The 24056-nt window shown below is 67.9% G+C and carries 20 protein-coding genes; 6 read left to right on the forward strand and 14 right to left on the reverse strand.

The genetic code is table 11. From position 1 onward, the window contains the following. Positions 1-804, forward strand: a complete 804-nt coding sequence (gene stf0, locus G6N48_RS17275) for a trehalose 2-sulfotransferase (protein WP_085267163.1) — start codon at positions 1-3, stop codon at positions 802-804. Here stf0 and G6N48_RS17280 read toward each other — a convergent pair. Continuing rightward, positions 793-1578, reverse strand: coding sequence for a trans-aconitate 2-methyltransferase (locus tag G6N48_RS17280; protein WP_085267162.1), 786 nt, complete (start codon positions 1576-1578; stop codon positions 793-795). The two genes, stf0 and G6N48_RS17280, sit on opposite strands and share 12 nt — an antisense overlap. 102 nt (positions 1579-1680) lie before the next feature. Here G6N48_RS17280 and G6N48_RS17285 point away from each other — a divergent pair, with 102 nt between their 5' ends. Continuing rightward, the gene (locus G6N48_RS17285; protein ID WP_085267161.1) at positions 1681-2880 is read left to right on the forward strand and encodes an alpha/beta hydrolase family protein; all 1200 of its coding nucleotides are present in this window, start codon (positions 1681-1683) and stop codon (positions 2878-2880) included. Here the strand turns inward: G6N48_RS17285 and eccE are convergent. The 12 genes from eccE to G6N48_RS17345 all read right to left on the reverse strand — a co-directional run bounded on the left by eccE (position 2870) and on the right by G6N48_RS17345 (position 19383). Next, positions 2870-3850, reverse strand: coding sequence for a type VII secretion protein EccE (gene eccE / locus G6N48_RS17290; RefSeq protein ID WP_085267174.1), 981 nt, complete (start codon positions 3848-3850; stop codon positions 2870-2872). The genes G6N48_RS17285 and eccE overlap by 11 nt on opposite strands. 5 nt (positions 3851-3855) lie before the next feature. After that, a complete protein-coding gene (gene mycP, locus G6N48_RS17295) occupies positions 3856-5247 on the reverse strand; it encodes a type VII secretion-associated serine protease mycosin (protein ID WP_085267160.1) in 1392 nt (463 codons plus the stop codon). Next, positions 5244-6674 carry a type VII secretion integral membrane protein EccD gene (gene eccD, locus G6N48_RS17300; RefSeq protein WP_139825563.1) on the reverse strand — a complete coding sequence of 477 codons (1431 nt, stop codon included), beginning with the start codon at positions 6672-6674 and terminating at the stop codon, positions 5244-5246. The genes mycP and eccD overlap by 4 nt, the downstream gene beginning before the upstream one ends. An 82-nt stretch (positions 6675-6756) precedes the next feature. Next, positions 6757-7629, reverse strand: coding sequence for an ESX secretion-associated protein EspG (locus G6N48_RS17305; RefSeq protein ID WP_085267158.1), 873 nt, complete (start codon positions 7627-7629; stop codon positions 6757-6759). 10 nt (positions 7630-7639) lie between these two features. Continuing rightward, complete coding sequence (locus G6N48_RS17310; RefSeq protein ID WP_085267171.1) at positions 7640-7930, reverse strand: WXG100 family type VII secretion target; 291 nt, start codon at positions 7928-7930, stop codon at positions 7640-7642. Positions 7931-7959: 29 nt separating this feature from the next. Beyond that, the gene (gene esxG, locus G6N48_RS17315) at positions 7960-8253 is read right to left on the reverse strand and encodes a type VII secretion system protein EsxG (RefSeq protein WP_085267136.1); all 294 of its coding nucleotides are present in this window, start codon (positions 8251-8253) and stop codon (positions 7960-7962) included. Positions 8254-8289: 36 nt separating this feature from the next. Further along, complete coding sequence (locus G6N48_RS17320; protein WP_085267157.1) at positions 8290-9813, reverse strand: PPE family protein; 1524 nt, start codon at positions 9811-9813, stop codon at positions 8290-8292. Between the two features lie 2 nt (positions 9814-9815). Next, positions 9816-10124 (reverse strand): PE family protein, encoded by a 309-nt coding sequence (locus G6N48_RS17325; RefSeq protein WP_085267173.1) that lies wholly within the window; start codon positions 10122-10124, stop codon positions 9816-9818. Positions 10125-10161: 37 nt separating this feature from the next. Beyond that, positions 10162-14142 (reverse strand): type VII secretion protein EccCa, encoded by a 3981-nt coding sequence (gene eccCa, locus G6N48_RS17330; RefSeq protein ID WP_085267156.1) that lies wholly within the window; start codon positions 14140-14142, stop codon positions 10162-10164. Continuing rightward, positions 14139-15776, reverse strand: coding sequence for a type VII secretion protein EccB (gene eccB, locus G6N48_RS17335; RefSeq protein WP_085267155.1), 1638 nt, complete (start codon positions 15774-15776; stop codon positions 14139-14141). Before eccB ends, eccCa begins: the two co-directional genes overlap by 4 nt. Beyond that, positions 15773-17635, reverse strand: coding sequence for a type VII secretion AAA-ATPase EccA (eccA, locus tag G6N48_RS17340; RefSeq protein ID WP_085267154.1), 1863 nt, complete (start codon positions 17633-17635; stop codon positions 15773-15775). Before eccA ends, eccB begins: the two co-directional genes overlap by 4 nt. 227 nt (positions 17636-17862) lie before the next feature. Then, on the reverse strand, positions 17863-19383 hold the full coding sequence (locus G6N48_RS17345; RefSeq protein WP_085267153.1) for a PPE family protein: 1521 nt from the start codon (positions 19381-19383) through the stop codon (positions 17863-17865). A gap of 237 nt (positions 19384-19620) precedes the next feature. Between G6N48_RS17345 and G6N48_RS17350 the strand changes: the two genes are divergently transcribed. Continuing rightward, entirely contained in the window at positions 19621-20766 is a 1146-nt protein-coding gene (locus G6N48_RS17350) for a cupin domain-containing protein (RefSeq protein WP_232066650.1), read from the forward strand. 15 nt (positions 20767-20781) lie between these two features. Continuing rightward, a complete protein-coding gene (locus tag G6N48_RS17355; protein ID WP_085267151.1) occupies positions 20782-21741 on the forward strand; it encodes a sulfotransferase family protein in 960 nt (319 codons plus the stop codon). A gap of 10 nt (positions 21742-21751) precedes the next feature. Here the strand turns inward: G6N48_RS17355 and rpsN are convergent, their stop codons facing one another. After that, positions 21752-22057 (reverse strand): 30S ribosomal protein S14, encoded by a 306-nt coding sequence (gene rpsN, locus G6N48_RS17360; RefSeq protein WP_085267150.1) that lies wholly within the window; start codon positions 22055-22057, stop codon positions 21752-21754. A gap of 546 nt (positions 22058-22603) precedes the next feature. Here rpsN and G6N48_RS17365 point away from each other — a divergent pair. After that, positions 22604-23017, forward strand: coding sequence for a Fur family transcriptional regulator (locus tag G6N48_RS17365; RefSeq protein ID WP_308205169.1), 414 nt, complete (start codon positions 22604-22606; stop codon positions 23015-23017). A 235-nt stretch (positions 23018-23252) separates the two neighbouring features. After that, complete coding sequence (locus G6N48_RS17370; RefSeq protein ID WP_085267148.1) at positions 23253-24053, forward strand: metal ABC transporter solute-binding protein, Zn/Mn family; 801 nt, start codon at positions 23253-23255, stop codon at positions 24051-24053. Positions 24054-24056 lie beyond the last annotated feature (3 nt).

The raw sequence follows: 24056 nt of genomic DNA on the forward strand, positions 1-24056 counted from the left end.
GTGCCCCGCGCCGCAACGGCCTATCTCGTGCTCGCCACCCAGCGCAGCGGCAGCACACTGCTGCTGGAATCGCTGCGCGCCACCGGCATCGCCGGCAACCCGCAGGAGTTCTTCGAGCCACTGCCGTCCACCGGTATGCCGCCGCAGCCGCGCGATTGGTTCGCCGGAGTCGACGACGAGTCGATATTGCGGCTGCTCGACCCGTCGGACCCCGGTACCCCGGACGCCACGCCCCCGGCGACGTGGCGAGAGCACATCCGCGAGGCCGGCCGGACTCCCAACGGGGTGTGGGGCGGAAAGCTGATGTGGAACCAGACGCCCCTGTTGCTGCGCCGGGCGGCGGGACTGGCGGACCGCCGCGGTGACGGCCTGCGGGCGGCGATCCGGGACGTGATCGGCAGCGAGCCGGTCTACGTCCACGTCTACCGGCCCGACGTGGTGTCGCAGGCGGTGTCGTTCTGGCGGGCCGTGCAGACCCAGGCCTGGCAGGGTCACGCCGATCCGGAGCGCGACGCGCGGGCCGCCTACCACGCGGGTGCCATCGCGCACGTCGTCAAGATCCTGCGCTGCCAGGAGAACGGCTGGCGCGCGTGGTTCGCCGAGGAGGGCGTCGACCCGATCGACATCGCCTACCCGGTGCTGTGGCGCAACCTGACCGCGGTCGTCGCCACGGTGCTCGAGGCGCTCGGGCAGGATCCCGGCAAGGCGCCGCCGCCGATGCTGGAGCGGCAGGCGGACCACCGCTCGGACGAGTGGGTCGACCGCTACCGGGCCGAGGCGCAGGCGCTGGGGCTACCCACCTGAGCGCTGTGAGCCGCCGACCTCGGCGATGATGAACACCCGCCGGAACGGGAAGATCGTCACGCCGTCGGCGCGCGCCGGGTAGGCGTCGTCGAGCAGCGGGATCAGTTCTTGGCGGAACTGCTGCCAGCCGGATTCGTCGAGCCGCTCGCGGACGGGAACCAGCGCTGTGCCGGTGATCCATTCCAGGACGGGGTTCTCGCCGGTGAGCTGGTGTAGATAGGTGGTTTCCCAGACGTCTACCTTGCATCCGGCATCCAGCAGCAGGTTGGCGTAGTGGGTCGGTGGCTGTACCACCGCGCCGACTCGGAAAGGTATGTCGCGCAATGCCTTTGCGTAGGGCTCACGACGGGCGAGCGCCCGCACCGCCCCGTGCGACGGCGAATCGAAGTTGCCCGGCATCTGCACGCCGATCCACGATCCGGGGGCCAGCTCGCCGGCCCAGCGCACCAGCAGGTCGGAGTGCTCGGGCACCCAGTGCATGGCCGCGTTGCTGACCACCACGTCGGTGTCGGGGGCGGGCTTCCAGTCGCGCAGGTCGCCGGTGACGGCGTCGACGCCGCGCTCCTTTGCGGCGGCGACCATCTCCGGCGAGCTGTCGATCGCCTCGATCACCGCGTCCGGCCAGCGCCGGGCCAGATACTTCGTCAGGTTGCCGGGACCGCAACCGAGGTCGACGACGCGGCGCGCCCGCTCGGTCCCCACCCGGGAGACCAGGTCATGGAAGGGGCGGCCGCGATGGTCCGCGAAGGCCAGGTAGACGTCGGGATCCCACATATCGATCCTCCTGATCGTGGCCGTGACCGGTCGGCTGATGGACAGATCCGTATTACCGCATGGTGCTACCGCGGCGCGTGACTGGGGATACGATCGGCGTTCGTGGCGTCCGACAGCGATCCCATCGATCAGCGCATTCCGGTGCCGAACGTTGCCGGCGCGGACCTGCCGCCCGGCGCCGCGGGGCTGCCCCCACTGTCGGCGCTGTCCCGCCGGCAGCGCATGGTCGTCGAGGCGTCGGCCATCGGCGACCTCGCGCTGCGCACCTGGGTGGCGTCCCTGCTCGCCGCGACGGTGGCGCCGGTCGCGGTCGCTTCCGCCCTGCGCCGGGCCGACTCCGGTGCCGAGCGGCGCAACCTCGACTTCTACGCCGAGCTGGCGGCCCAGCGTGATCCGGTCAAGTCGTTTCCCGCGCCACCCGGCCCGCCGCGGGTCTCGTCGCTGCCGGCCGGGCAGGTCGCGCACTGGGTCGCACACGGGACGGTGTACAACCTCTCGTTTCCCAGCAGCTTCACCGCGATCAACCCCGCCATGCGCGAGCGCTGGGGCGCGCTGCGGTCCAACAACGTGGTGCGCGCCCAGCACTGGCGCCACCACGACGGCCCCCGGCCCACGCTGTGCGTCATCCACGGGTTCATGGGCTCGTCGTATCTGGCCAACGGGCGGTTCTTCACACTGCCCTGGTATTACCGGTCCGGTTACGACGTCCTCATGTACACGTTGCCCTTTCACGGCGAGCGTGCCGAAAAGCGTTCGCCGTTCAGCGGATTCGGCTATTTCGCGGGCGGGCTGAGCGGGTTCGCCGAGGCGGTGGCCCAGGCCGTGCACGACTTCCGTTCGATCGTCGACTATTTGCGCCAGAGCGGGGTGGACCGCATCGCGCTGACGGGCATCTCGCTGGGCGGATACACCTCGGCGCTGGTCGCCTCGGTCGACGATCGCCTCGAGGCGGTGATCCCCAACTGCCCCGTCGTGACCCCGGTGAAGATGTTCCGCGAATGGTTCCCCGCCAACAAGCTCGTTCGGCTGGGCCTGCGCCTGTCCGACATCGGCGACGACGACCTGGCCGCCGGGTTATCCTACCACTGCCCGCTGAACTACGCGCCGCGCCTACCCAAGGACCGCCGGATGATCATCACCGGGATGGGCGACCGGATGGCGCCGCCGGATCACGCCGTCGCGCTATGGGAGCACTGGGATCGCTGTGCGCTGCACTGGTTTCCGGGCAGCCACGTGATGCACGTCAGCCAGCTGGACTATCTGCGCCGGATGACCGCGTTCCTGCACGCGGTCATGTTCTAGCGGTTTCGGCGAGCGGCGCCCGGTGGGCCCCGGCGCCGGGAGTGTGCAGGCGCAGCCGTTGCAGCAGGTCGGCCGGCGCAACGGTGTGCCCGTCCAGGCGCTGCGTGGACAGGAGGTCCAGGCGCATCAGCGCCGGCTGGTGAATCCCGCGCTGCGGCGCCAGGCCGGTCAGCGGCGCACCGCCGCCCGGCGGCGTATCGGTCAGGAACGCGCAAGCAGCGGCGATCGTGTTGTGGGTCCTGTCCCCTGCGATCTCCAGCGCCGTGCACGTCTCGCGCGCAGGGTACGAATGGATTGCGTCCAGGGTTTCGGGCAGGGCGTCGTCAACCCGAATACTGTAGGCCGCCATGTAATCTGACTCGCCCCGCTGTACTCCGCGCCAACTTTCGCGGGTATTGGGCGACAGTAACCGCGGAACGTCGTCGTCCGCCACCATGGTTGCTTCCCATCCGAGTTGCCTGAGGTGATCGGCCAGCCGCCGCGCCGCCACCTCGGTGGTCTCGTGCAGCGGAATCTGCGGTGAGCGCGCCTGAAGCGCCGCCAGATTGTCGGCGGCCGATACGGTCAGCCCGATCCACGTCTCCCGCCTTGCGGCGTCGGTTGGGTTGTCGCGGAAGGTGACCCGTATCTTGTCGGCACGGATGCCGTAACGGTCCAGGTATCCGGCGATGAGCGGCAGCGGCAGCACGTCGGTGTCGCCGATCGGCGCGCCGAGACGCAGCAGCGCCGTCGTCGATGTGCCATCACCGGGTTCGGGAACGAAGCTGCCGCTGCGCCCCATGATCGCCAGCCGACGGCGCAGGATCGTGGTCACGTACAAACCTCGCCAGCAGCCGAACAACAGGATCAGCACGACGGCGCACGTGCCGAGCACCCAGTAGTCGCGAGTTGAGTTCCAGGGATAGGCCATCACCGCGGGCACCACGGCCAGCAGCGCCAGTGTGATACGGCCCCTCCCGGGTGTCGGCATCGAGCTCACGAGGTGGTGTCCTTTCTGCGGGTGATCGTGACGACCCCGGCGACGGCCCCGACGAGCAGAGCCAGTGCGGCGGTACCGACGAACGCGATGGTCCGCGGTCTGGTGTCCGTTGGCGCCGGTGTCGGCGGCAGGGCGACCGGCTTGGCCGGCACCACCTCCGATCGGTTACCGGGGGCAAGTTGCCAGGTCAGGGCCGCCACCGGGTCGACGCTGCCCGCGCCGACGACGTTGGACGTGACCCGGGCGCCGTTGTGTGCCGTCGCCGTGATGCGGCGTACGACCTGGCTGGCGCTCAGTTCGGGGTACTTGCTGCGTACCAGTGCGGCGACGCCCGACACGTAGCCGGCCGCATAGCCGGTGCCGCTGAGGGCGCCGAGTTGCTGGTGCGCGTCGGGCAGGCCGTCGGCAAGGCCGCCGCCATCGCCGTTGCTCACCGAAACGATGTGCTCGCCGGGCGCCGCGACACCCACCCACGGCCCCGCCATGGTGAACTTCGAAGGGCCGCCGTCAGGCGTCAGCGAGGCCACCGACAGGACGTAGGGCTGCCACCACGAGGGAATGGAGATCGACGTGACGCCGCCCCAGTTGCGCGGATCGTTCGGGTGGCTCAGGTCGGTGAGCGGATTGGACTCACACGACGATCCGCCGGCCAGCGATCCGGTCGTCCCGCTGTCTCCGGCAGCGGCCACGATGACGGCGTCCTTGTCCACCGCCGCGTAGCGGATCGCCGCGCCGAGCGCGGCCTGGTCGATCGGCCGGTCGGCGGGCAGGCACGTGATCCCGGAGATGTTGATCACCCGCGCCCCGAGGTCGGCCGCGTGCACGATCGCCCGGCCCAGCGTTGTGACCTCGAGGGAGGCTTGCGCCAGCTGCGGGTCGCCGCCCGGTGTGCGCGGGGAGAACATGGCCGACGTGCTCCTGATCGACACCACCCGCGCTCCCGGCGCCACCCCGGAGAACCCGTCGTCACCGGACGGCTGGCCGGCGATGATCCCGGCGACCAGGGTGCCGTGTCCGTCGCAGTCGGTCAGGCCGTCGGTGGTCTCGACGAAATCGCCGCCCGGGTCCACGTTCGGCAGCCGCGGGCCGGGCCGCACCCCGGTGTCGATGACGGCCACCAGCTGCCCGTCACCGCGCGAAACCTGCCAGGCCGCGGGAAGGTTCAGCATCGCCTGGCTGGGCGACACCGCGCCCGGATCGCTGCCGGGAATTACTCCGGACGTGACGCAGGGGCCGCGCTGCTCCATCGGTTGCACGGGTCCCGGGGTTCCGCTGGGCGGCGGCACACCCTGGTCGACTGCGGGCGGGCTCACCGCCAGCGCCGACGGGCACGCCCACATCACAGCGGCGCAGGTCGCTGTGAGGAATGCCGCTCCGGCCCGGATCATCGATTGAGGATCCAGCTGAACAGACCCACCACGTACGCCATGACCGGGATCAGCGAGGCGTCGAGGCCGGCCGCAACAAAGCCCACGAGCCGGCGCAGGGGTAGCGAATAGCTTTCCGGCTCGGCGATGCGCGGGTTGATCGCCACGACTACCCACACGGCGGCGAGCACGACGAGGACGACCACCGCGACCAGCGCAGCGGCGTACCGCCCGGTCGCCAAGTAGACGACCAGCAGGGTGCCCCCGACCAGGTAGGGCTGGCCGAGCAGCCAGGTTTTGCACGCGGCCGAGTCCCATACCCGGGCGCGCAGAACGGACGCCGTCGCGGTCGCCCCCACCACGTACCAGCCAAGAGCACCCGAGCCGGTCAACGCCTCGGGTCGCAACGCAATCGCTACCGATCCCAGGACGCTGAGCAGCACGGCGGCGGCGATGAAGCCGCTCTGATGGGCGTCGCTGATCCGCACCCGCCGCGGCAGGTCCTCGAGCACCGACAGCGACGGCGCCGACGGAGTCGGGTCGCCGGGGGCCGGTATGACGGGCAGCGGAAAGCGCGCCGCCAGCGCGGAAAGATGCGCCGCCTCCACCGTGATGAGCAGAGCGGCGACGATCAATCCGCAGCCGGTGCTGAGAATCGGCAGGCGCCACAGCAGTTCTGCACCGGCGGCAAGCAGCACACCGGCACCTGTCACCGCGGTCGTGGTGAACAACCCGACAATTCGCTCACGCTCGGCACTGGGCACCATCAGGCCGATCAGCGACCACGCGGTGACGCCGGCCGCGGCCAGCATCACTTGCGCCGGCCCGAATCTGCCGGGGACCGCCACCGCCAACGCCGCCGCGACGGGTACCAGCGCCGCGGCCGAGAGCGCCAACCCGGTGCGCGCGGAACGCGCCGCCAACAGCAGGCCGGCCAGCGCGGTGAGCGCCGCGATGACGGCGACGGCGATCAGTCCGGACACCGCGCCGGTGGCGACCCGGTAGGTGGTCCCCAGAGCGGTCCCCGCGAACGCGGCGGCGATCGCCGCCGCCAGCGCACCGCGCTGGATATGTGCGGTGCCCCAAGGCCTCAGCCGGGAGGTCGAGAAGATCATGGCCGCGTCGGCGACATCCTCGACGATGCCGGGTGCGGACGGACCGACAGGCAACGGCTGCAGCGCCAGCAGGTCACCGTCGACCACTCCGACGGTGTCCAGGCTCGCATCCAGGCTGAACGGCGCTCCCCCGATGGGCGCCAGGCTCAGTTGTGCGGCCGGACCTGCGTCGGCGGCCCGGGGAGCGGTGGCGTCGTCCACATCGCCGTTCGAGGTAGCGGGCGCTACCAAATGCTTTACGGCGGGCAGTATTTCGCGCAGCGGCAACTCTGTGGGCAGGGCCATCTCCGTCAGCCTGTTGTCCGCCAGGATGGCCACGCGGACGATTGGCATGACGGTGCCGGCCGTCACCGGAGCCCCCAAGAGTGCTCGGGCCGTTCCTGGGACATCGTGCTCCTTTTCCTGTTGGTTTCAGTCATGCATGTTGGGCGGAGAAATCTCGGGACAGCCGCCGGCCGGTAAACCAGTGGTCTGCCGGCAAGAAGCCGGTTAACTGTTCGATCGCGACGGCGATCGCAAAGGGGGTGCCGGGGCTGAACGTGGAGACCCATTCGCCGTCGAACGCGCGGGACGGGCTGACCAGCACTCTGCCCGCGGTGGTGTCGACGATGCTCAGTCCCACCTCGCTGGTGGAGTGCTTCCCCTCTACGCGGCAGCCGGCGACAACTTCGACGTAGCTGCGCGGACCTTTGAACACCGACTCCACCACCGGTCGGGCCGATTGCGGGATACCCAGGTAATCAAGGACTTCGGCCAGCGGAGCGCCGGAGCGCAGCCGCTCGTCGGCTCGGGCCCCGACCCGCATCGGCATGCTGAACTCCTCGAATCGCGCCGGCGGACGCTGCGCGAGCCCCACACCGAGGACCGGAACGAGCCCCCGAGGCTCGTCGATATCCATGGCGGTGAAAGTGATCAGCTGCGCGCTGCGCAACGCGATCACCGTCTTTCCCGTGGTGCCGGGGCGCTGGGCCACGACGCCGCGCAGGAGGTCACCGGCGCCGCCGGCGTCCTTGGCGGGCCCGACGAACCGCAGATCCAGCCACCGATCGGGGAAGCACACCACTCTGATCCAGTCGGCCACCGCCGAGTCGACGCGGCCGGCTTCTGACACCAGGCCCATCTGAATCAGCTCAGCCTTCTGCCGGTCCAGGAACGCGCTGCGCTGCGCGGCGTCACGATATGGCGTGGTGATTGCCAAAACCCACGGGAAGGTGCCCGCCCCAATGGTTTCGGCAATGAACCACGCCTGATCGACCGTCAACTCGACGGCGTTCGGTTCGGCGCTCATGAAGTCAGAACTAGCCGCCCCACCGGGCGGCTTCGGCCGTGTCGCGGGCGTACATGGCCAACGTGTTGGCCTCATGGGTGCTGGCCATCGACTGATAGGCCCGCACCAGGGCCTCCATGGCCTGGTTCCACTGGGCCTGCCACACCTGATACGCCATGCCGGTATCACCCTGCCAGGCACTCGACAACGCGGCCTGCTCACTGGCGATATCAGCACCCAGGCTCTGCAACGTGCCCGCATAGCCCGACATATCCCCGGCATGACCCAGCATCGCCGGGTAGTTGTACATAATCTGCGACATCACAAGTCCTTTCGCAACTAACGGAGAGATCAGAACCCGGTGTAACCCGACGCCGCCGCCGCATCGGCAGCCACATAGGTCCCCGCGGCATCCCCCAGATTGGCCTGAGCGATATCCAACAACGTGTTCACCCGCGCCGCGGCCTCCACGAACCGGGCATGCGCGGCCTGAAACGCCGCCGACGCCTCACCCTGATGAAAAGCCTGCGCCGACACCGCCTCCTGCTCAGCCTGACCGATCGTGCTGCGCATCAACCCCGCCTTAGCCCCAAACGCCGACTGCGCCGCCACCAACTGCGGAATATGCGCATCCAACAAACTCATAACAAATCCTTCCCTGGAAGTCCTTCGGTCTTTCGATCACGTGCGGGCACTGGACTGACTGTCGTACCCCCCTTTCCCCGACCCGTTCGGGCCACCGAGCTCGTGGTCCCAACTACCCGGCACCATCGGCATCCTCGGGCCGCCGCCGAACTCGTCGCCGGCCAGCTTGGTCAACCCGGCCGCTTGCCCGACGGACTCCTTTTGCGCCGTTCCGGTGAACCCCAGCGCCCCGGCCCCATTTCCGGAGGCCATCGCTGCGACCAATTGACGCTCATCGTCGGCGCCATAATCCGGAGTGACGTCGATGTCGGCATCCATGTTCAGGAACTCGTCGCCGTGCTCGCGCATTGCGGCCCGCCTGCGCCGCCGCGACCGCGTCTGCGCCCGGCTCGCCACCGCCGCCCCGGCCGCGGGAATGGTCGCCGCCGGTGCCTTGGCCCCGCCCCTGCCCCCCAGCGTCGGCCCGAATCCCGTGTCCGGATCCCCGCCGCCGCCGACGACATACGCGACACTGCCGGTCGCGGCGGCCGGGGCCGGCGCGGCGGGCGCGCTACCACCGGCGGGAGCGGACGCCGGAGCGCCTGCAGGGGCAACGACCGTCGGAGCCATGGTCGCGATGGGCCAGGTATGCTGCCCGGCCGAAGCGAGCACCGGCGCGGCGGCGGCTCCCGCGGCCACGGGTGCCGCGATCGGCGCGATCTCGGCGGCCGGCAGTGTGATCGAGCCCAGGCTCAGGCTGACGCCGAGCGACAGCGCCAAGAGCATGGGGCCATAGGTCACGATGGGCGAGATGACCTCGTAGGCGGCAAAGAAAAACAGCGGACCGTAAGCCACCAGTGCCGCAGCCGGATTCGTCGCGAACGCGGTGATGATCTGCCGCAGCGTGCCGACCGGGTTCTGCAGCAGCGTCTGGAATTCGCCAAACCCGTCCTCATAGAGGTTCGTGAAGGACTGCACCAGTTGCAGGAGCGAGGAAACCGGGTTGCTCTGGGACGCGGCGTTGGCGCCGTCCAGCTTCACGATCGCGGGCGCCACGGCGGTCCTGGGCGCCGAGGCCAGCGCCGCACCGGACGCCGCCTGGTAGGCGCCCATGGCGGTGGCTGCCTGGACCCACATCCGCACGTAGTCGGCCTCGTTGAGCGCGATCGGAATCGTGTTGATGCCGAAGAAGTTCGTGGCGAGCAGCACCCCGTGCAGCAGGTGGCTTGCGGCCAGCTCCATCAGCGTCGGCATGCCCGTCAGCGCGGTGGTATACGCCGTCGCCGCGACCTCGTGTTGCGCGGCCACCGCCGCGCTGTCGGCGCTGGCCTGCTGCAACCACGCCGCATAGGGCAGGTGCGCGGCCACATACTCTTCGGCACTCGGCCCCTGCCATGCACCCGCCTGCACCGCCCCCACGAGCCCACTGAGTTCGCTAGCCGCCGAGGCGTATTCGGCGCTCAGCGCGGTCCAGGCGCCAGCGGCCACCAACAGCGGCGCCGGCCCCGGGCCGGTGCTCAGCAACGCCGAATGCACTTCCGGCGGCGAAGCCATCCAGATGGGCCCGAACGGGGATGTCATCCTCAGCTGCCCAAGACTCCGTACGTGGCGGCGGCCGCGCTGTCCCCCGTCAGATAGCTTGCGCCGGCTTGACCCACGCCCACACCGGCGCGCCCGAGCTCCTCCACGCCCTGCGCCGCGATGGCGGCGTGCTCCTGACCCTGGGCACTGAAGCCGGCGGCGGTCTGCAGCGACACGGGGTCCGCCGCCGGCGGCACCACCGCGGTGATGGCGGGAGCCGCCGCCGCATGGGCGGCCGCCAGCCGCGCCGTCAGCGCTTCCACGGCCGCGCTGGTAGCGGCCAGACCTTCGGGAACCACTCGTAACGACATGCGCACTCCTTTCCGTTACCTTCTGTTTCGTGAACCCTCAGTGGGCGAGACCGTCGCCTGCGCCCCGGGCCACGGATTCACTCACTAGCGGATTGACCAGCTGTACGTAAGTCGGCATGTCGCTGTCTCCCAACAGGATTGCCCGGCCCGCAGGCAACCGGCCAAAGCGCTGGCCCCGGATCTTGCCACCGTCCTGCTGACTGCCCGACAGCATCAACGTGGTCGCCTGCAGGTCGTTGAAGCGGCGCAGCAACGAATTGGTCATCAGAGCGTGCCCGGATCCGGTGGCGCGGGCCGTGACAATCACCCGCAGCCCCAGATCCGCGGCCTGCGACAAGATCCCCAGCAGCGGAGCCCATGGCCGCTGTCCGACGTAAGGTCCGCTCATCGCCGGCGAGTCCGGTATCTGGTCGACGTCGTCGATGATCAGGTAGTGCGTGTGGCCCTCGTAGGTCCAGCGCGCCAGGTCGGCAGCCGACAAGCCGGCCGGCGGTCGCCGCGATTCGATGATGTTGGCCAGACCGAGCATCGCCGGAATGATCCGGTCGATGTTGGCGGTGTATTCGTTGTCGGGAAACAGCGGCTCGTCGACGAGGTGGAGCCGCCGGTCCAGCACGGTGAAGGCCACCTGGTCAGGTGTCGAGTTCTCGCGAATGGTGCGGATGATGTGGCGCAGCAGCGTGGTCTTGCCCGTTTTGCTGTCACCGAACACCATGAGCAACGGGTTGTCGGCGAAGTGGACAACGACCGGTGCGAGGTCCTCTTCGCGCTGGCCGATGACCACTTGCTCGGGGCCTCGATAGAGGGGCTCCACCGCCTCGGGGGCGAGGTTGGTGGGGAGCAGCCGTACCGGCGGGGCAGCCACGCCCGGGTAGCGGGCATTGATCGTGGCGAGCTGGTCCAGCTCCGGAGCCGCGAACAGGAAATGCTCGCCGGCCATGGTCAATCCGCGACCCGGCTGATCGTGCGGGACGGCATCTGCGGGTCGGCGCAGCGCGCCGATCACCCGCACGTTGCTGTCGCGCGCATCGTGCAGCTTGAGCTCGAGTCGCAGGCCCAGGCCGTCGCGCATCGCCAGCGGCACCTCCAGCCAGCTCGGGGTGGTGACGACTACGTGGATGCCATAGCCCAGCCCGATGTTGACCAGCTCACTGACCTTGCCCAACAACGGATTACGGGTGTTGAACTGGTCGGTGTTGTCACGGCCGAAGGCGTAGAGGTTGTCGATGACCAGGAACACCTCGCCATACCCGTCATCGGGGGCACGACCATTATTGTCCCGGAACATTCCTCGCTTCTGCCTGGACAGCAGCAGCTGCTCCAGTTCGCCGAAGGTGCGGCGGATACGTTCGGGTTCCAGCGCGGACGCGACGCTACCGACATGTGCCAGATCCTCGAGTGCGCGCAGTTGGCCGCCGCCGTAGTCCAGGCAGTAGAACGTGACCTCCCGGGGCGAGTGCATGCTGGCCGCGGACATGATAAAGGTCTGCAGCGCAGTGGATTTCCCGGACTTGGGGCCGCCGTGGATCACCATGTTGCCGGCCGAGGACGTGGCGTCGAACACCAGCGGATCGCGGCGCATCTCGAAAGGCTTGTCGATCTCACCCAACGGCCACCGCATCTCCCGTGGCGACACCCCGGAGCGAGCCAGCACCGTGGTCAACGGGATCGGTTCGTCCAGCGGCGGCAGCCACAGCTGGGGCGCCCGTGGCCCGTAGCGTGCCAGTTGCTCGCCGATGGTCGCGATCAGCTTGCGCGGCGGACCGCCCATCTCCTCTTCCTCGGGGCCGGGCACCACCACCGCCTGGTCCGGTTCCACCCGACCGGCCGTGAACACTCTCGGCTCCGGAATCGACTGCAACACAATCTGTTTGGCTTGCCGTGGCGGATCGTAGATGCCGTCGACGTAGGTGCTGCGGAACTTGATCGGGGTCGCACCCGGGGCGGGCACCAGAAAGCCCTCACCCTTGTGCTCTTTACCCGATTCGATGTGATAGGCGTCGTCCACGCCGATGATCTGGCGCGAGACGCTGGGGCTGGCCACCTTCAAACCGATGCGGTAGGAGGTGTTCTTGTCGATGTCCTTTATCTTGCCCACGTCCAGTGTCTGAGACGCGAACAGGATGTGGATGCGGAACGAGCGGCCCTTGCGTGCAACGTAATCGAACAGTTCCGCGTATTCCGGGTGGTCGGCCAACATCAAGGTGAACTCGTCGGCGACCACGAACAGTGTCGGCAGCGGCGGCAGATCGTGTCCGGCCGCGATGGCGTTCTCGTACTCGACCACCGAGTTGAACGCGCTGCCCTGAACGCGGCGGCCCGACTCGCGCAGCAAGGCCTCCCGGCGGGCCACCTCGCCGCGCAGCGTGTCGGCGAACCTGTCGGCCAGCGACTTCTTCTCCGCCATGTTCGAGATCACCGCGACAACCTGCGGGAAATCACGGAAGCTGTCGGCGCCGGCCTCACCCTTGAAGTCGGCATAGATGACGATCAGCCGGTCGGCGGAATGGGTCGTCAACAAAGCCAACAAGATTGACATCAGGGTCTGGGACTTGCCCGAGCCGGTCATACCGATCATCAGCCCGTGCGGTCCCATCCCGCCCTCGGCCTCGTCCTTGAGGTCGAAGATCAGCGGCTCGCCGGTCGTGGTGACACCGATGGGGACGCGCAATTCATCGTCGCGGCGGCGCGGCGCCCACAGCGTGGGCACGTCCAGTTGCGACGCGTCCGGGATATTCAACAGCGTGGTGAAGCTCGCGCCGCGGGTGGCCGCCGAGCGCAGCCCGGTGTGGGTGGGATTGGAATCCCAGCGCGACAGCTGACGGGCCAGACTGGCGGCCTCCTCGGCGCCGAGTTGATCGGCGCTGTCGATGTAGGGTTGCCAGCCGCCCGTCAGCCAGCGGGCGATGGAGCCGCCTCGGCCGCCCCCGCTGATACGCAGGATCGGCTTCTCCGGATCCGAATACTGCTCGCGGTGTGGAGGTGTCGCCGAGTAGTGCACAACGGTGACCCCCGCGCGGCCGAGAGCCAGCGCCGACGCTTTCACGTCATAGTCGGCATCGTCGACGATGATCAGCAGGTGCCGCAGCGCATCGGCCGGCCGCCCGGTGAACGCGGGCCGGTCTTGCAGCGTCGGAGCCAGGAGCGCGACCAATTCGTCTGGCTCGGTCGACAAGAAGCGTGCCGGGCCGACACCGTCGAGCTCGCCGGGAACGTCGACGTGCGGCAGCCACTTCAGCCACGACCAGTCCGGGCTCTCCAAATCGCGGGTGGCCAGTGCCACGCCGAGCACAGTCGGGTCGTGCCAAGTGACCGCCTGCGCGACCCAGGCCCGCAACGCGCCCCGCACGTCCTGCGGCTCACCCAAGACGGTGATGTGCGAGACCTTGGTCAGGTCGATTCCGGTCGGCACGTCGCGCACGGTGCGGTGGGTGTCGAGCAGGCTGCGTAACGCGCTGTGCGACACCGGTTCCAGGTCGATTTCGTCCGCTGTTTCGTTGACCCGCAGCGGCGTGTCGAGGGGAACCTGGTGGCGGCCGGCGCGCAGCACCAGGAAGTCCGGATCGTGCGGGTCACGCTCCCATTGACGGCGAGATCCGGGCACGGTCGCCAACGTCGCCGGGTCGGGATGCGACCACTGCGCGGCGGCGCGCTGCTGGGCTGCATGGGTCCGGATGTTGTCCCGGACCACCGACAGGTAGCGCAGATAGTCGGCCCGTTCCGCGTCGACCTCTTCCGTGCGCATCTTGTTGCCGGTACCGCGATAGAGAGCGGTCGCGGCCAGCAATAGCACGAATGGGAAGAACAGCGTCTGCGGCGAGATGACCCGCATGCCGGTGGCGAACAGCGCGACGATCATGCCGACGATCAGCATGACGATCACGACAGGCAGCGCGCGCCGCAACAGCGACGGCGGTATCACCCGGGGCAGCTCGGGGGGCGCCTCGATGGTGATGGCGCCTTTACGAGTGGTCGGCGGCGCCAGCCGTCGCCGTGCTTCGAAGATAAGTCGGCTCATCGGGTGCCTCCCCCGCTCGCGGATGGTGCCCCCACTTCGGCCGACGCGAGGCGACCGGGCCTGCTGTCGGGCGCCAAGCCGTCGTGCGCCAGCAGCGCGTCGGCGCGAGACAGCGTAGGGCCGGTTGCAAACAGCGACAGTATCGACCACGGGATGGGGACGGCAGGCGGGGTCAAGCCAAGGGCCTCAACCGTTTTGCCATTTCCGCCGTTCTCCGATTCGTTGTCGATGCCGTAGCGGACTCCGGTGTCGGAAACCCAGAACAGCGACCCGGTACCCGGTGAGGAGTCACCTCCGCCCACGGTTTGGGTGAAGTAGCCGGTGCCTGGAACGATGGCGACCCGGCTGGCTGATCCTTGGGAGCCGCCGCCGACCAGGTTGACGGTATGGATCGAATCAGGCACCGGGAGAGTCGAACCGGACAGCAGCCTCAGCGAGCTGGTGGCGGCCCCTGCCGGCTTGCTCCAGTACGCACAGGTGACGGGATCTTTCGCCGTGTCGACAAGGTCGACCTGCTGGTCGGGGTAGCGCGCGGTGTCCAGAAGGCGTGACACCGGCAGCCTGGCCACCGCGTCGGCGCCGAGGTGCGGCGGTTGGTCCAGGCCATAGGTGTTGGTGTTGCGCAGGATCGCGGCGAGCACAGGCGAGATGGGCTGCAGCCCGTCCGGCAGCACCGCGTAATACTGCACGGCGCCTGGCGACTTCTGATCCAGGCCGTAAGACGCCACCACCGCCCCGATCGGCGCAGGCACCGGGTAGCCCGCCGGGGCACCGGCATTCGGGATGGCCGGCGCTGCCAGCGGCGGAGCCTCGGGAATCGCGTTGAACAACCCCAACGCGACAGGTCTCGGCGCAGGGACCTCGGTGCCCAGGCCCAGCGCGTTCGTGACCGCGTGGTCGGCCAGGTTGATCTGGCTGCGCCTGCCGTCCCACAGCAGCCACGTGCTGGTTCCACGGTCACCGGAGAATTCGGCGAGCACCGCCTGCCTGGCCGCGAGGGTGGCTGCGCGGGCCCCGCCCGTGTCGGGTTGCCCCGCGATCACCGTGACGCCCGTGCTGTGTGCAGAGCGCGACGTTCCACTGACCGCATCACATACCGTCCAGTTGGCATCGTGCGAGGCGTTCTGCACCATGCGCTCCGGTGCGCCCGGGATGCCGATCAGGTTGCCACGCGGAAAGTGGTCCAGCTCACTGCTTTTCACGGCCGTGGGGTCGACAGGCCGGCCAACGATCAGTCGGGCCGAGGTGAGGTTGAGCACCGGGTGCAGTTCGTCGCCCACGCGTACATACAGCGCGTCGGTGGATCGATCGGCCAGCACCGGACTGTCGCCCGCCGATCCGCTGGGCCTGATCAGGGAGAAGACGAAGCATCCGGCCAACCCGGTGATCAGGATGAGCACCCCCATCAGCACCGCGCGCGACTGGGTGCGCAGCGGGTCCACCAGCATCCTGGTGTCGTGCAACGCGATACCGGACGCGATGCGGCGCATGATGAAGCGCCAGCCGGTCACCTGATGACGCGTGACGAAGCCCCGGCGGTAGCGCACCTGATCGGGATTGTCATTGACGGGGGTTCGCGACGAGAACGAACGTCGTTCGCCGACCCATTCGCCATCCGGATCGGGACTCGTCATGCCGGCACCTCCAGGCCAAGTCCCCGCAGCAGCGGCTCGACCGAATTTCGCACGTCCTCGGCGGTTATGGTGATCAGCTCCTCGTCCGTGAACTCGCCGGTTTCAGCGTGCGCGGAATGGTCCAACCTGAATTCACGTTCCTCCTCGGACTTTTCGACCACGTTGCGGACGAACCGTCCGTTACCGGCGATGTCCAGGCCGCGACGTTCGACCCCGTTGAAGTCGGGTTTGGACGCTTCGGCCAGATGCGCGAACAGCGCCTCGAGATCTGTCAGCGCACTCGCGTCGAAGGCACTGTCGCGCTTGGCGGCCATGAAGTTCGCGATCTCGATCAGCTCGGCCGGCTTGTACGACGGGAAGTCGATGCTGCGGGTGAACCGCGACCGCAGGCCTTGGTTCGTGTCCAGGAACTTGTCCAGATCGGCGCGGTAGCCGGCAATGATCACCACCAGGCGATCGCGGTCGTTTTCCATCCGGGCCAGCAGGGTGTCGATGGCCACCAGGCCGAAGTCGTTCTTGGCGCCGGTGGCGACCAGCGCGTAGGCCTCATCGAGGAACAGCACGCCGTCCAGTGCGCTGTCGATGACCGCGTTGGTCTTGGCCTCGGTCTCCCCGATGTGCTGGCCGATCAGGTCGGCGCGGTGCACCTCCCTGATGTTCTCCTTCTTGAGCAACCCCAGACCGCAGTAGATCTTCGCGATGACGCGGGCGATGGTGGTCTTGCCGGTGCCGGGCGGTCCGGTGAAGACCAGGTGGTGGGTGCGTTGCGCCACCTCGAGCCCGCGCGCCTTGCGCACCAGCTCCATGGCCACCGCACTCTTGAGCCGGGCTACCTGGTCCTTGACCTGCTCCAAGCCGATGAACTCGTCGAGCTCGCGTTCGGCCTCCGCCAGGAGCAGGTGCTTGCGCTCCTGGGCTCCCGGGTCGACGAAATCGCCGGGCCTTGGCTCGGTTTCGGGATCCCACGGGTTGGCGCGCGCCGCGATGCGATCCGCGGTCGTGGTGACGATTCCGAAGCTGGTGTCGGAGAGCGCGTGCTCGACCTGGGCGTTCTCGGGGTGCGCGGCGTACAAGTCCTGCAGCACTTCGCTCGCCGACTCCTCGTCGACGTGGGCACGCAGCACCAGCCCCTTGGCCAGCGCGCCGTCCATCGCCGCTACCTCGACTGGTCCGTCGGGCTCTTCGAGGTACGACAGCGCCGGCGCGAACATGCCCAGCCGTGCCAGCGCGATGCCCAGTGTGATCTTGACGGCGTGCGCGAACGCGTCATCGAGGTCGGAGTCGTTGACCATCGGGGTCAGCAACTTGACCACATCCGACCAGCGCTCGGCGCGGTAATTGATGACGACGGCGACCCACCTGGCCTCGCGCCAGCTCGGTCGACGCTCGGTCAGGCCGCTGACAATCCGGTCGGCCTCGGCGAATTCTCCGGGCCCCCCCGTCGAAGCCAGCACCGCCGCATAGGCCAGCCGGAAATCGTCGGGAGTCGTGGCGCGAAACTGCAGGTACAAACCGGTGTCGTAGCGAAATCCCAAGACGCCGGGCGCCAGCTCGACCTGGCGCTGCAGTACGCCGGCCGTGGGCGCGGTCCGGAACACGGCCTCGAGCACCCGCATGGACACGTCGCCGGCAGCGGCCAGGCCGGTCCAGGCGTCGCACTGGTCATGGGCGACGCGGGTCAGCGCGGTGAAACCGGAGCGCGCCGCAGCCAGGTCCGCGGGACGCTGACGGTCGTACACCGCGATCCCCAGGGCGCGGCAACATGTGGCGAAGCGGCTGACGACGTCGTCGTCGACCCTGCTATCTACCCGCGGGCCGGGCGGCTGAGCTGCGAGCACGCCAGTGTCACCGCGTTCCACGGCTGCCTCTCCCGAACATAGTCTCCCCTAACCTAACCCGCCTGAAGTTAGCATGCCCTAAGCTAACTGTCGAGGTTCCCAGACTCCATCGATTCACGACTCGGCTCCCGTTCTTGCCGCGTTGATCAGGGGCTTCTGCTCCATGTTCCGTCCATCGAGGCCCACTTCCGCCAGCGCCCACTAAGCAGAGCACCTTACTGAAAATCATTGTCATTAGCAAAGCCGGGCTATTCGGACCCGGTCTCTCCGTCGCCGAGCTCCCCCTGGTCGGACCCCCAGGTCCGAGGCACCATGGGGAGTGACGCCCCGGCGCCGAACTCATCGCCGGCAAGCGTGGCCAGCCCCCCCGCCTCGGCGGTGGCCTTGCGCCCCGCCCCGAGGAAGCCCACGGATCCCGCCCCCCGAACCGACGCCACCGCGGACGAGGCTGAGCCTGCACCCGGCGGCACGCCCCAGTCCGGCTCGACATCGAAGTTCATGTCCATGAATTCGTCGCCGTACCCGCGCATCGTTGCGCGCTGGCGCCGCCGCGCGCGCTCTTTTTCCAGCGCCGAAGCCCCGGCCGCCGCTGCGGCGGCGGCGGCGGTCCCGGACTCGGTCGCCTTCCGCTGGGCACTGCCGCTCATTCCCGCATTGGCCGCCATGGTCGGGCCGCCCACCAGGTAGGGGAAGGCAGCTCCCTCGATACCGGCCGGCGGCGGTGGTGGGACTCCCGCCGCAGGTGCCGTGGCTGGCGAGGCCGCTGGGGCCGAGGACGGGGCCGAGGACGGGGCTGGGCCCGGGGCGGCGGCGCTTACCGCCGAAGGCGCGCTCGTCAACGGCACACTCGGGGTCTGGAGCATCGGTGTGGCCGCCACGGCGGGGGTCGTGTGGGGCTGAATCCCGGCCAGTCCACTCAACCCTGCGAACCCGCCCAGGGCCCCGATGCCCGCAGTGGGCAGGACCAGCGCAAGCGCCTGAATCTCGGGGGTGTAAGCCGCATAGACTTCACCCACGTGGACGGTCTCGTCCGCTATCAGTGCCGGAATGTCGGCCTGCAGCTGCTGGATCGCCAGCGATGGATTTTGCGGAAACTCCAGGACGTCCCGCCACAAGGTCTGAGGAACTTCGAGAAATCGATTTATCCACCAACTCAGTTGGTATGGGTCACCGGAGTCGTTGTCGACGATGGGTTGGATACCGTTGTCGCTGCTGCCGGAGCTGGCGCTGGAATTCACGATTTGCGGCGCCGCCGCGGTCTGCGGCGCCGAAGCGACCGCCGTGGTGGAGGCCACCTGATAGGCGCCCATTGTGGTCGCCGCCTGAACCCACATCCGCGCGTAGTCCGCCTCGTTGAGCGCGATGGGGATGGTGTTGATCCCGAAGAAGTTCGTCGCCACCAGTACCCCATGGACGGCGTGGTTGGCGGCCAGCTCCCCCAACGTGGGCATCGCGGACACTGCGGAGGTGTAGGCGGCGGCCGCGGTTTCGTGCTGCGCGGCCACCGACGCGCTGTTGGCGCTGGCCTGCATCAGCCACGCCAGATACGGCACATGCGCGGCCACATACCGCTCTGCGCTGGGCCCCTGCCACGACCCAGCCTGCACCGCCGCCAAGATCGCGCTGAGCTGATCGGCGACCCACGCATATGTCTCACTCAACGAACTCCAAGCCCCGGCCGCGGCTAACAAGCTGCCCGCCCCAGGACCGCTGGTCAATAAGGCGGAATGGACCTCCGGCGGTGATGCCATCCAAACCGGCGCAGTCATGCAGCGACTCCTTGCTGATTGTGGATGGACTAAACGAACGCCATAGGCCGTCGGGCATAAGCAGCATGCGGACAGTAGTCGGCTGAGAGCCCGAAAAAGTTCCCGTCCCAGGCGATGCAACTCCTCAGTACCCTGGGACGCGCTTGCGGGGAATCTCCCGCCAGTGCGCGATGATTTACACGCACGACAACCGGGGAGGACACCATCGAGCCGTCCCTAGCCTGGTTGCTTCGACCCTTGGCGGTGGAGACCTTCCTCGACGACATCTGGGCGACGACGCACCACCACGTCCAGCGAGATTGCGCCGGCTACTTCGATTGCCTCCTGTCGGCACACTCTGCGGTTAAGGACCTATTGGAGCGATTTCGCCGAGACCCGTCGGCAGTGCGTCTGATGAGGGGCAAAGACAAGAAGAGTGCCGAGAGCTACCGGCTTGCGGAGGGTAGCCTCGATCTTGGCCGCATCCGGGACGACTTTGCCGACGGGTACACGATCGTGTTGGACGGCGTTGACCGCCACGTGCGAGCGATTGCTTCGCTGTCCCGGTCTATCGAGACCGAGCTGAATTTCCCGACGCAGGTCAACGCGTACATGACGCCACCTGGAGCGCAAGGGCTCGTTCCCCACTATGACGACCACGACGTGCTTGTCCTGCAGATCGGGGGATCCAAGATCTGGCATCTGTACCCCGGCGCCGACATCCCGCCTCACCAATTGCGGCGCGACGACAAGTCGGTTGCTATTGAAGGGCTTCCGGTGCCAGTTGACTTGCGCCTGGAAGCCGGCGATCTGCTGTACATGCCCCGCGGTCGAGTCCACGCGGCAGAAACGGAGTCAGAGCCATCCGTCCACCTGACCGTCGGAATCCACGCGCCGACTACGCTCATGCTTGCCGTCGCGGCGCTCAACTCGATGAGTTTTCACGATGACCGTCTTAACGCCCCTCTGCCGCCGCGGCATCTGGATGACGCTGACGTGGACTCGGACCTCGGCGTTTTACTGCTTGACGCTGTCAGCGCCGTCGAGGATCCGGGCGCCGTCGCCAGAGGCCTGGAGGCGTTGGCGGATGTCCTGCTCCGCCGGGGCCAATGCCCTCCCGTCGGGCCGGCCGCCAGCGCCGCTGAAATCGACGGACAAACACTGGTCACGAAGTACCGGCCGCTGTATGCGCGGGTGAAGGCCGATGCCGGGGGTGTTGCGCTCCGATTTGCCAGCCTGTCGATCAACGCCGGTCCCGACCACGAAGCCGCGATGCTGTTCGTCTCGAGAAGTACCGCGCCATTTCACGTGCGTGATCTACCGGGGCTCCGTGAAGAGCAACAGGTCGAGCTGGCCCGATCGCTGGTCGTCAGTGGATTCCTGATCCGGCTGCCCAACGACTGACTCAGACACCCCACCATGGAACTCGACGCCCTCGCGCGCTGGACGCCCGTCAAGTTCGAATTCTCGGGGGCCGCCCCGACGGTCGTCTGGGCCGACCTCTCGGGGGAGCGTTTCGATGAACCGTTCTTCGATCAGACCGTCGCCCGGTGGGCGGCCGGCCCCCGGGTCCGGCCGATGGTCAGGACCGGACTTCAAGCGCTGGTCGCTCTCGACGGCGAGCCGTCGCTCGAGCCGGCGGGCATGATCTTTCATCTCTCGCGGTGCGGCTCTACGCTCGTGTCCCGCCTACTGGGCACACTTCCCGGCGTCGTCGTCATCGCAGAGCCGGCGCCGCTGAACGCGCTGCTTGACCTCGGTCCCGATCGGATAGACGAGGCCACGCTCGTCCGGGTGGTGCGGCTGCTGGTACGGGCAATCGGCCGGCTCCGGCACGGAGACGAGCGACGTTTGGTGCTTAAGTGCACCAGTTGGAACATCCGTCGCCGGGCAGTCCTCGACGCCGCCTTCCCAGGAACGCCCTGGATCTGGGTTCAGCGCGACCCGGCGCGCGTCCTGGCGTCGCTCCTCGCCGAGCCGCCGGGCTGGCTCGCCTTACAGGCCGCCCCCCGTCAGGCCGCGCGACGTTTCGGGATTGATCCGGGCGCCGCTGCTGTCATGTCGCATGCTGAATTCGCGGCGCGCGCGCTCGGCGCGATGCTGGAAGCCGCCGGGACCGATCCGGCCCACCGCCTGTCGATCGACCACGCCGACCTGCCCGCTGCGGTCTGGGAGCACGTCGCTCCCCATTTCGGACTCGAAACCGATCCCGCGGCGATTGACCGCATGGTCGACGAAGCTCGCTTCTACTCCAAGGGTCCGGCACGCCGGCGCTTTGCCGGCGACGTCCCGGAGCAGCGGCCGCTCACCGATGCAATGCGGGAGGCCGCTCAGCGCTTCGCCGACGCGGGCTACCGCGCGCTGGCATCCAGGGTGTAGCGAAAGGCATCTACCAGCTTGCTTTGCGGATGCCGGGCAACTGGCCTTGGTGGGCCAGTTCCCGCACTCGGACGCGGGACAGTCCGAACTTGCGGAGATGCCCGCGGGGGCGACCGTCCACCGAGTCACGATTGCGTATCCGCACCGCACTGGCGTCGCGGGGCTGACGGGCCAGCTCCGCTTGCGCCGCCACTCGTTGATCGGAGTTCGTCGAGGGTGACCGGATGACCGCTTTCAACTCGGCGCGGCGCTGCGCGTAGCGGGCCACGATCGCTCGGCGCTGTTCGTTTTTGACGATCTTGGACTTCTTGGCCATGGGGCTGAGCGTTCCTCTCGGCAGACGACGTTGCGGCGCTTGCGCGCGGTGAGCTGGCAGTCGCAGACGAGCTGAGCGCGTCCTCGACTGGGCAGCTTAATGAAAATGGTTTTCGACAAGCTTCGCCGGCGACTGTACCGTGAGATCCGCACTAATGAAAATGATTGCCAATAAGAGAGGTGCGATGCGTACCTCCGTACTGCCGGTAGCCGGGCGAGGCGACGCGGCGGCCGTGGCCATTGCACTGGCGCATTCCGCCCGCCCGGCGCCGATCCCGCGCTCTGGTGCGGATTGTTCGATAACGAATATCATTTCCATCAAGGACGCCGGTCGTCGAAAGGATCCTTATCGCTCTTGTCTCGTGATCGATGGTTCCGCCGGCGTGCTGACACCACCGATAGCCACAACGGGCAAACGCTTGGGCACAGCTGGTACGGAACTCCCGCCGACGAGGCTTAGTCCGGCCGCTGCCGGGCGCACTTGTTGGTCGACATGACGTGCGGTGCGCCGCCGACGGTCGGAAGTGACGGCAAAGGAGCGCAGATGATCCCCTCCCCATCCACACAACAGCGGCGGCGAAGCACCGCAAAGCGTCAAGTCGTCCTGGACGTGCTGAGCAGCGGGAAGAATTTCCGCAGCGCCCAACACCTCTACCTCGAAGTCCATCAGCACACACGGGCCCGGATCGCGCTGACGACCGTCTACCGCATCTTGCACACCCTGGCCGAGGAGGGCATCGCAGAAACTCAGCGCGCCGAGGACGGCGAAACCCTCTACCGTCTCCGCACCGGCTCCGAGCACTGTCACTATCTGTTATGCCGGCGGTGCGGGGATGCGGTCCCGTTTACCCCGACCGCCCTGGAAAAACACACCGAGCAGCTTACTCAACAGCACCGCTACGCCGACGTGGCTCACCACGTCGACCTTTACGGGACGTGTCCCGCGTGTCTAGACGGGTGAACGGAGTCGTCCTTGACCGCCCGGATGGATCCCGGTGTCGACGGGTCTTGCAAAGATCGCATCGGCAGATATGGTAACGACAATCGTTATCATCTAGAGACATGCGGGAGTTGCTGTGGATGACCGAACGCATCGCCGCGCCGCGGTGACGGTCGTTGCGGTCCTATCCATCCTCGTCATAATCTCATCCGGTTGTAGTCGCAGTTCGTCGCCGCGGCCGGGGTCGGTGGCTCAGGTGAACGTCGTGGCCGCGGAGAATTTCTGGGGCGATATCACCAAGCAGATCGGCGGCGACGATGTGAAAGTGACCTCGGTGATCAGTGACCCGAACGCCGATCCACATTTGTATGAGTCCGATGCGAGAACCGCTGCCGAGGTGAGCAAGGCCCAGCTCGTCATCGTCAACGGTATGGGCTACGACGATTTCATGGGCAAATTGCTGTCCGCGTCGCCCAACCCGAGCCGTAAGGTGCTCACCGCGGCCGATGTGATGCAGATTTCGGGCGCCAACGCCAACCCGCACATCTGGTATGACATCGCCAAGGTCCCCGACGTCGCCTCGGCCATCGCCGCGCGGCTCGGCGCGCTCGACCTGGCCGACGCGACCACCTTCACCGCGAACGCGAAGACGTTCAGCGACAGCCTGGCGCCCATCAACGCGGCGATCGCGAACATCAAAAAGAGGTATCCCGGGGCGCCTGTCGGCTACACCGAACGGGTCCCGGGCTACCTCCTGGAAGCCGCCGGATTGAAACTCGCTACGCCGGCTTCCTTCGCACAAGCCATCGAGGACGGCAACGACCCAAGTCCCGCCGACAATTCGGCGATGGACACCGCAGTGAAAACCAAGGCGATCAAGGTGCTGCTGTACAACGCACAGGTCACCAGCCCGGCCACCGACACGGTGAAAACACTCGCGCGCCAGAACGGCGTGCCGATCATCGGGGTGACCGAGACGCTGCCGCCCAACGACGCGAACTTCCAGGCCTGGCAACTGCGGCAGGTCGATGAGCTCACCAGCGCGCTGGGAAAGTAGCCA

Source organism: Mycobacterium parmense (assembly GCF_010730575.1).
Classification (GTDB): Bacteria; Actinomycetota; Actinomycetes; order Mycobacteriales; family Mycobacteriaceae; genus Mycobacterium; species Mycobacterium parmense.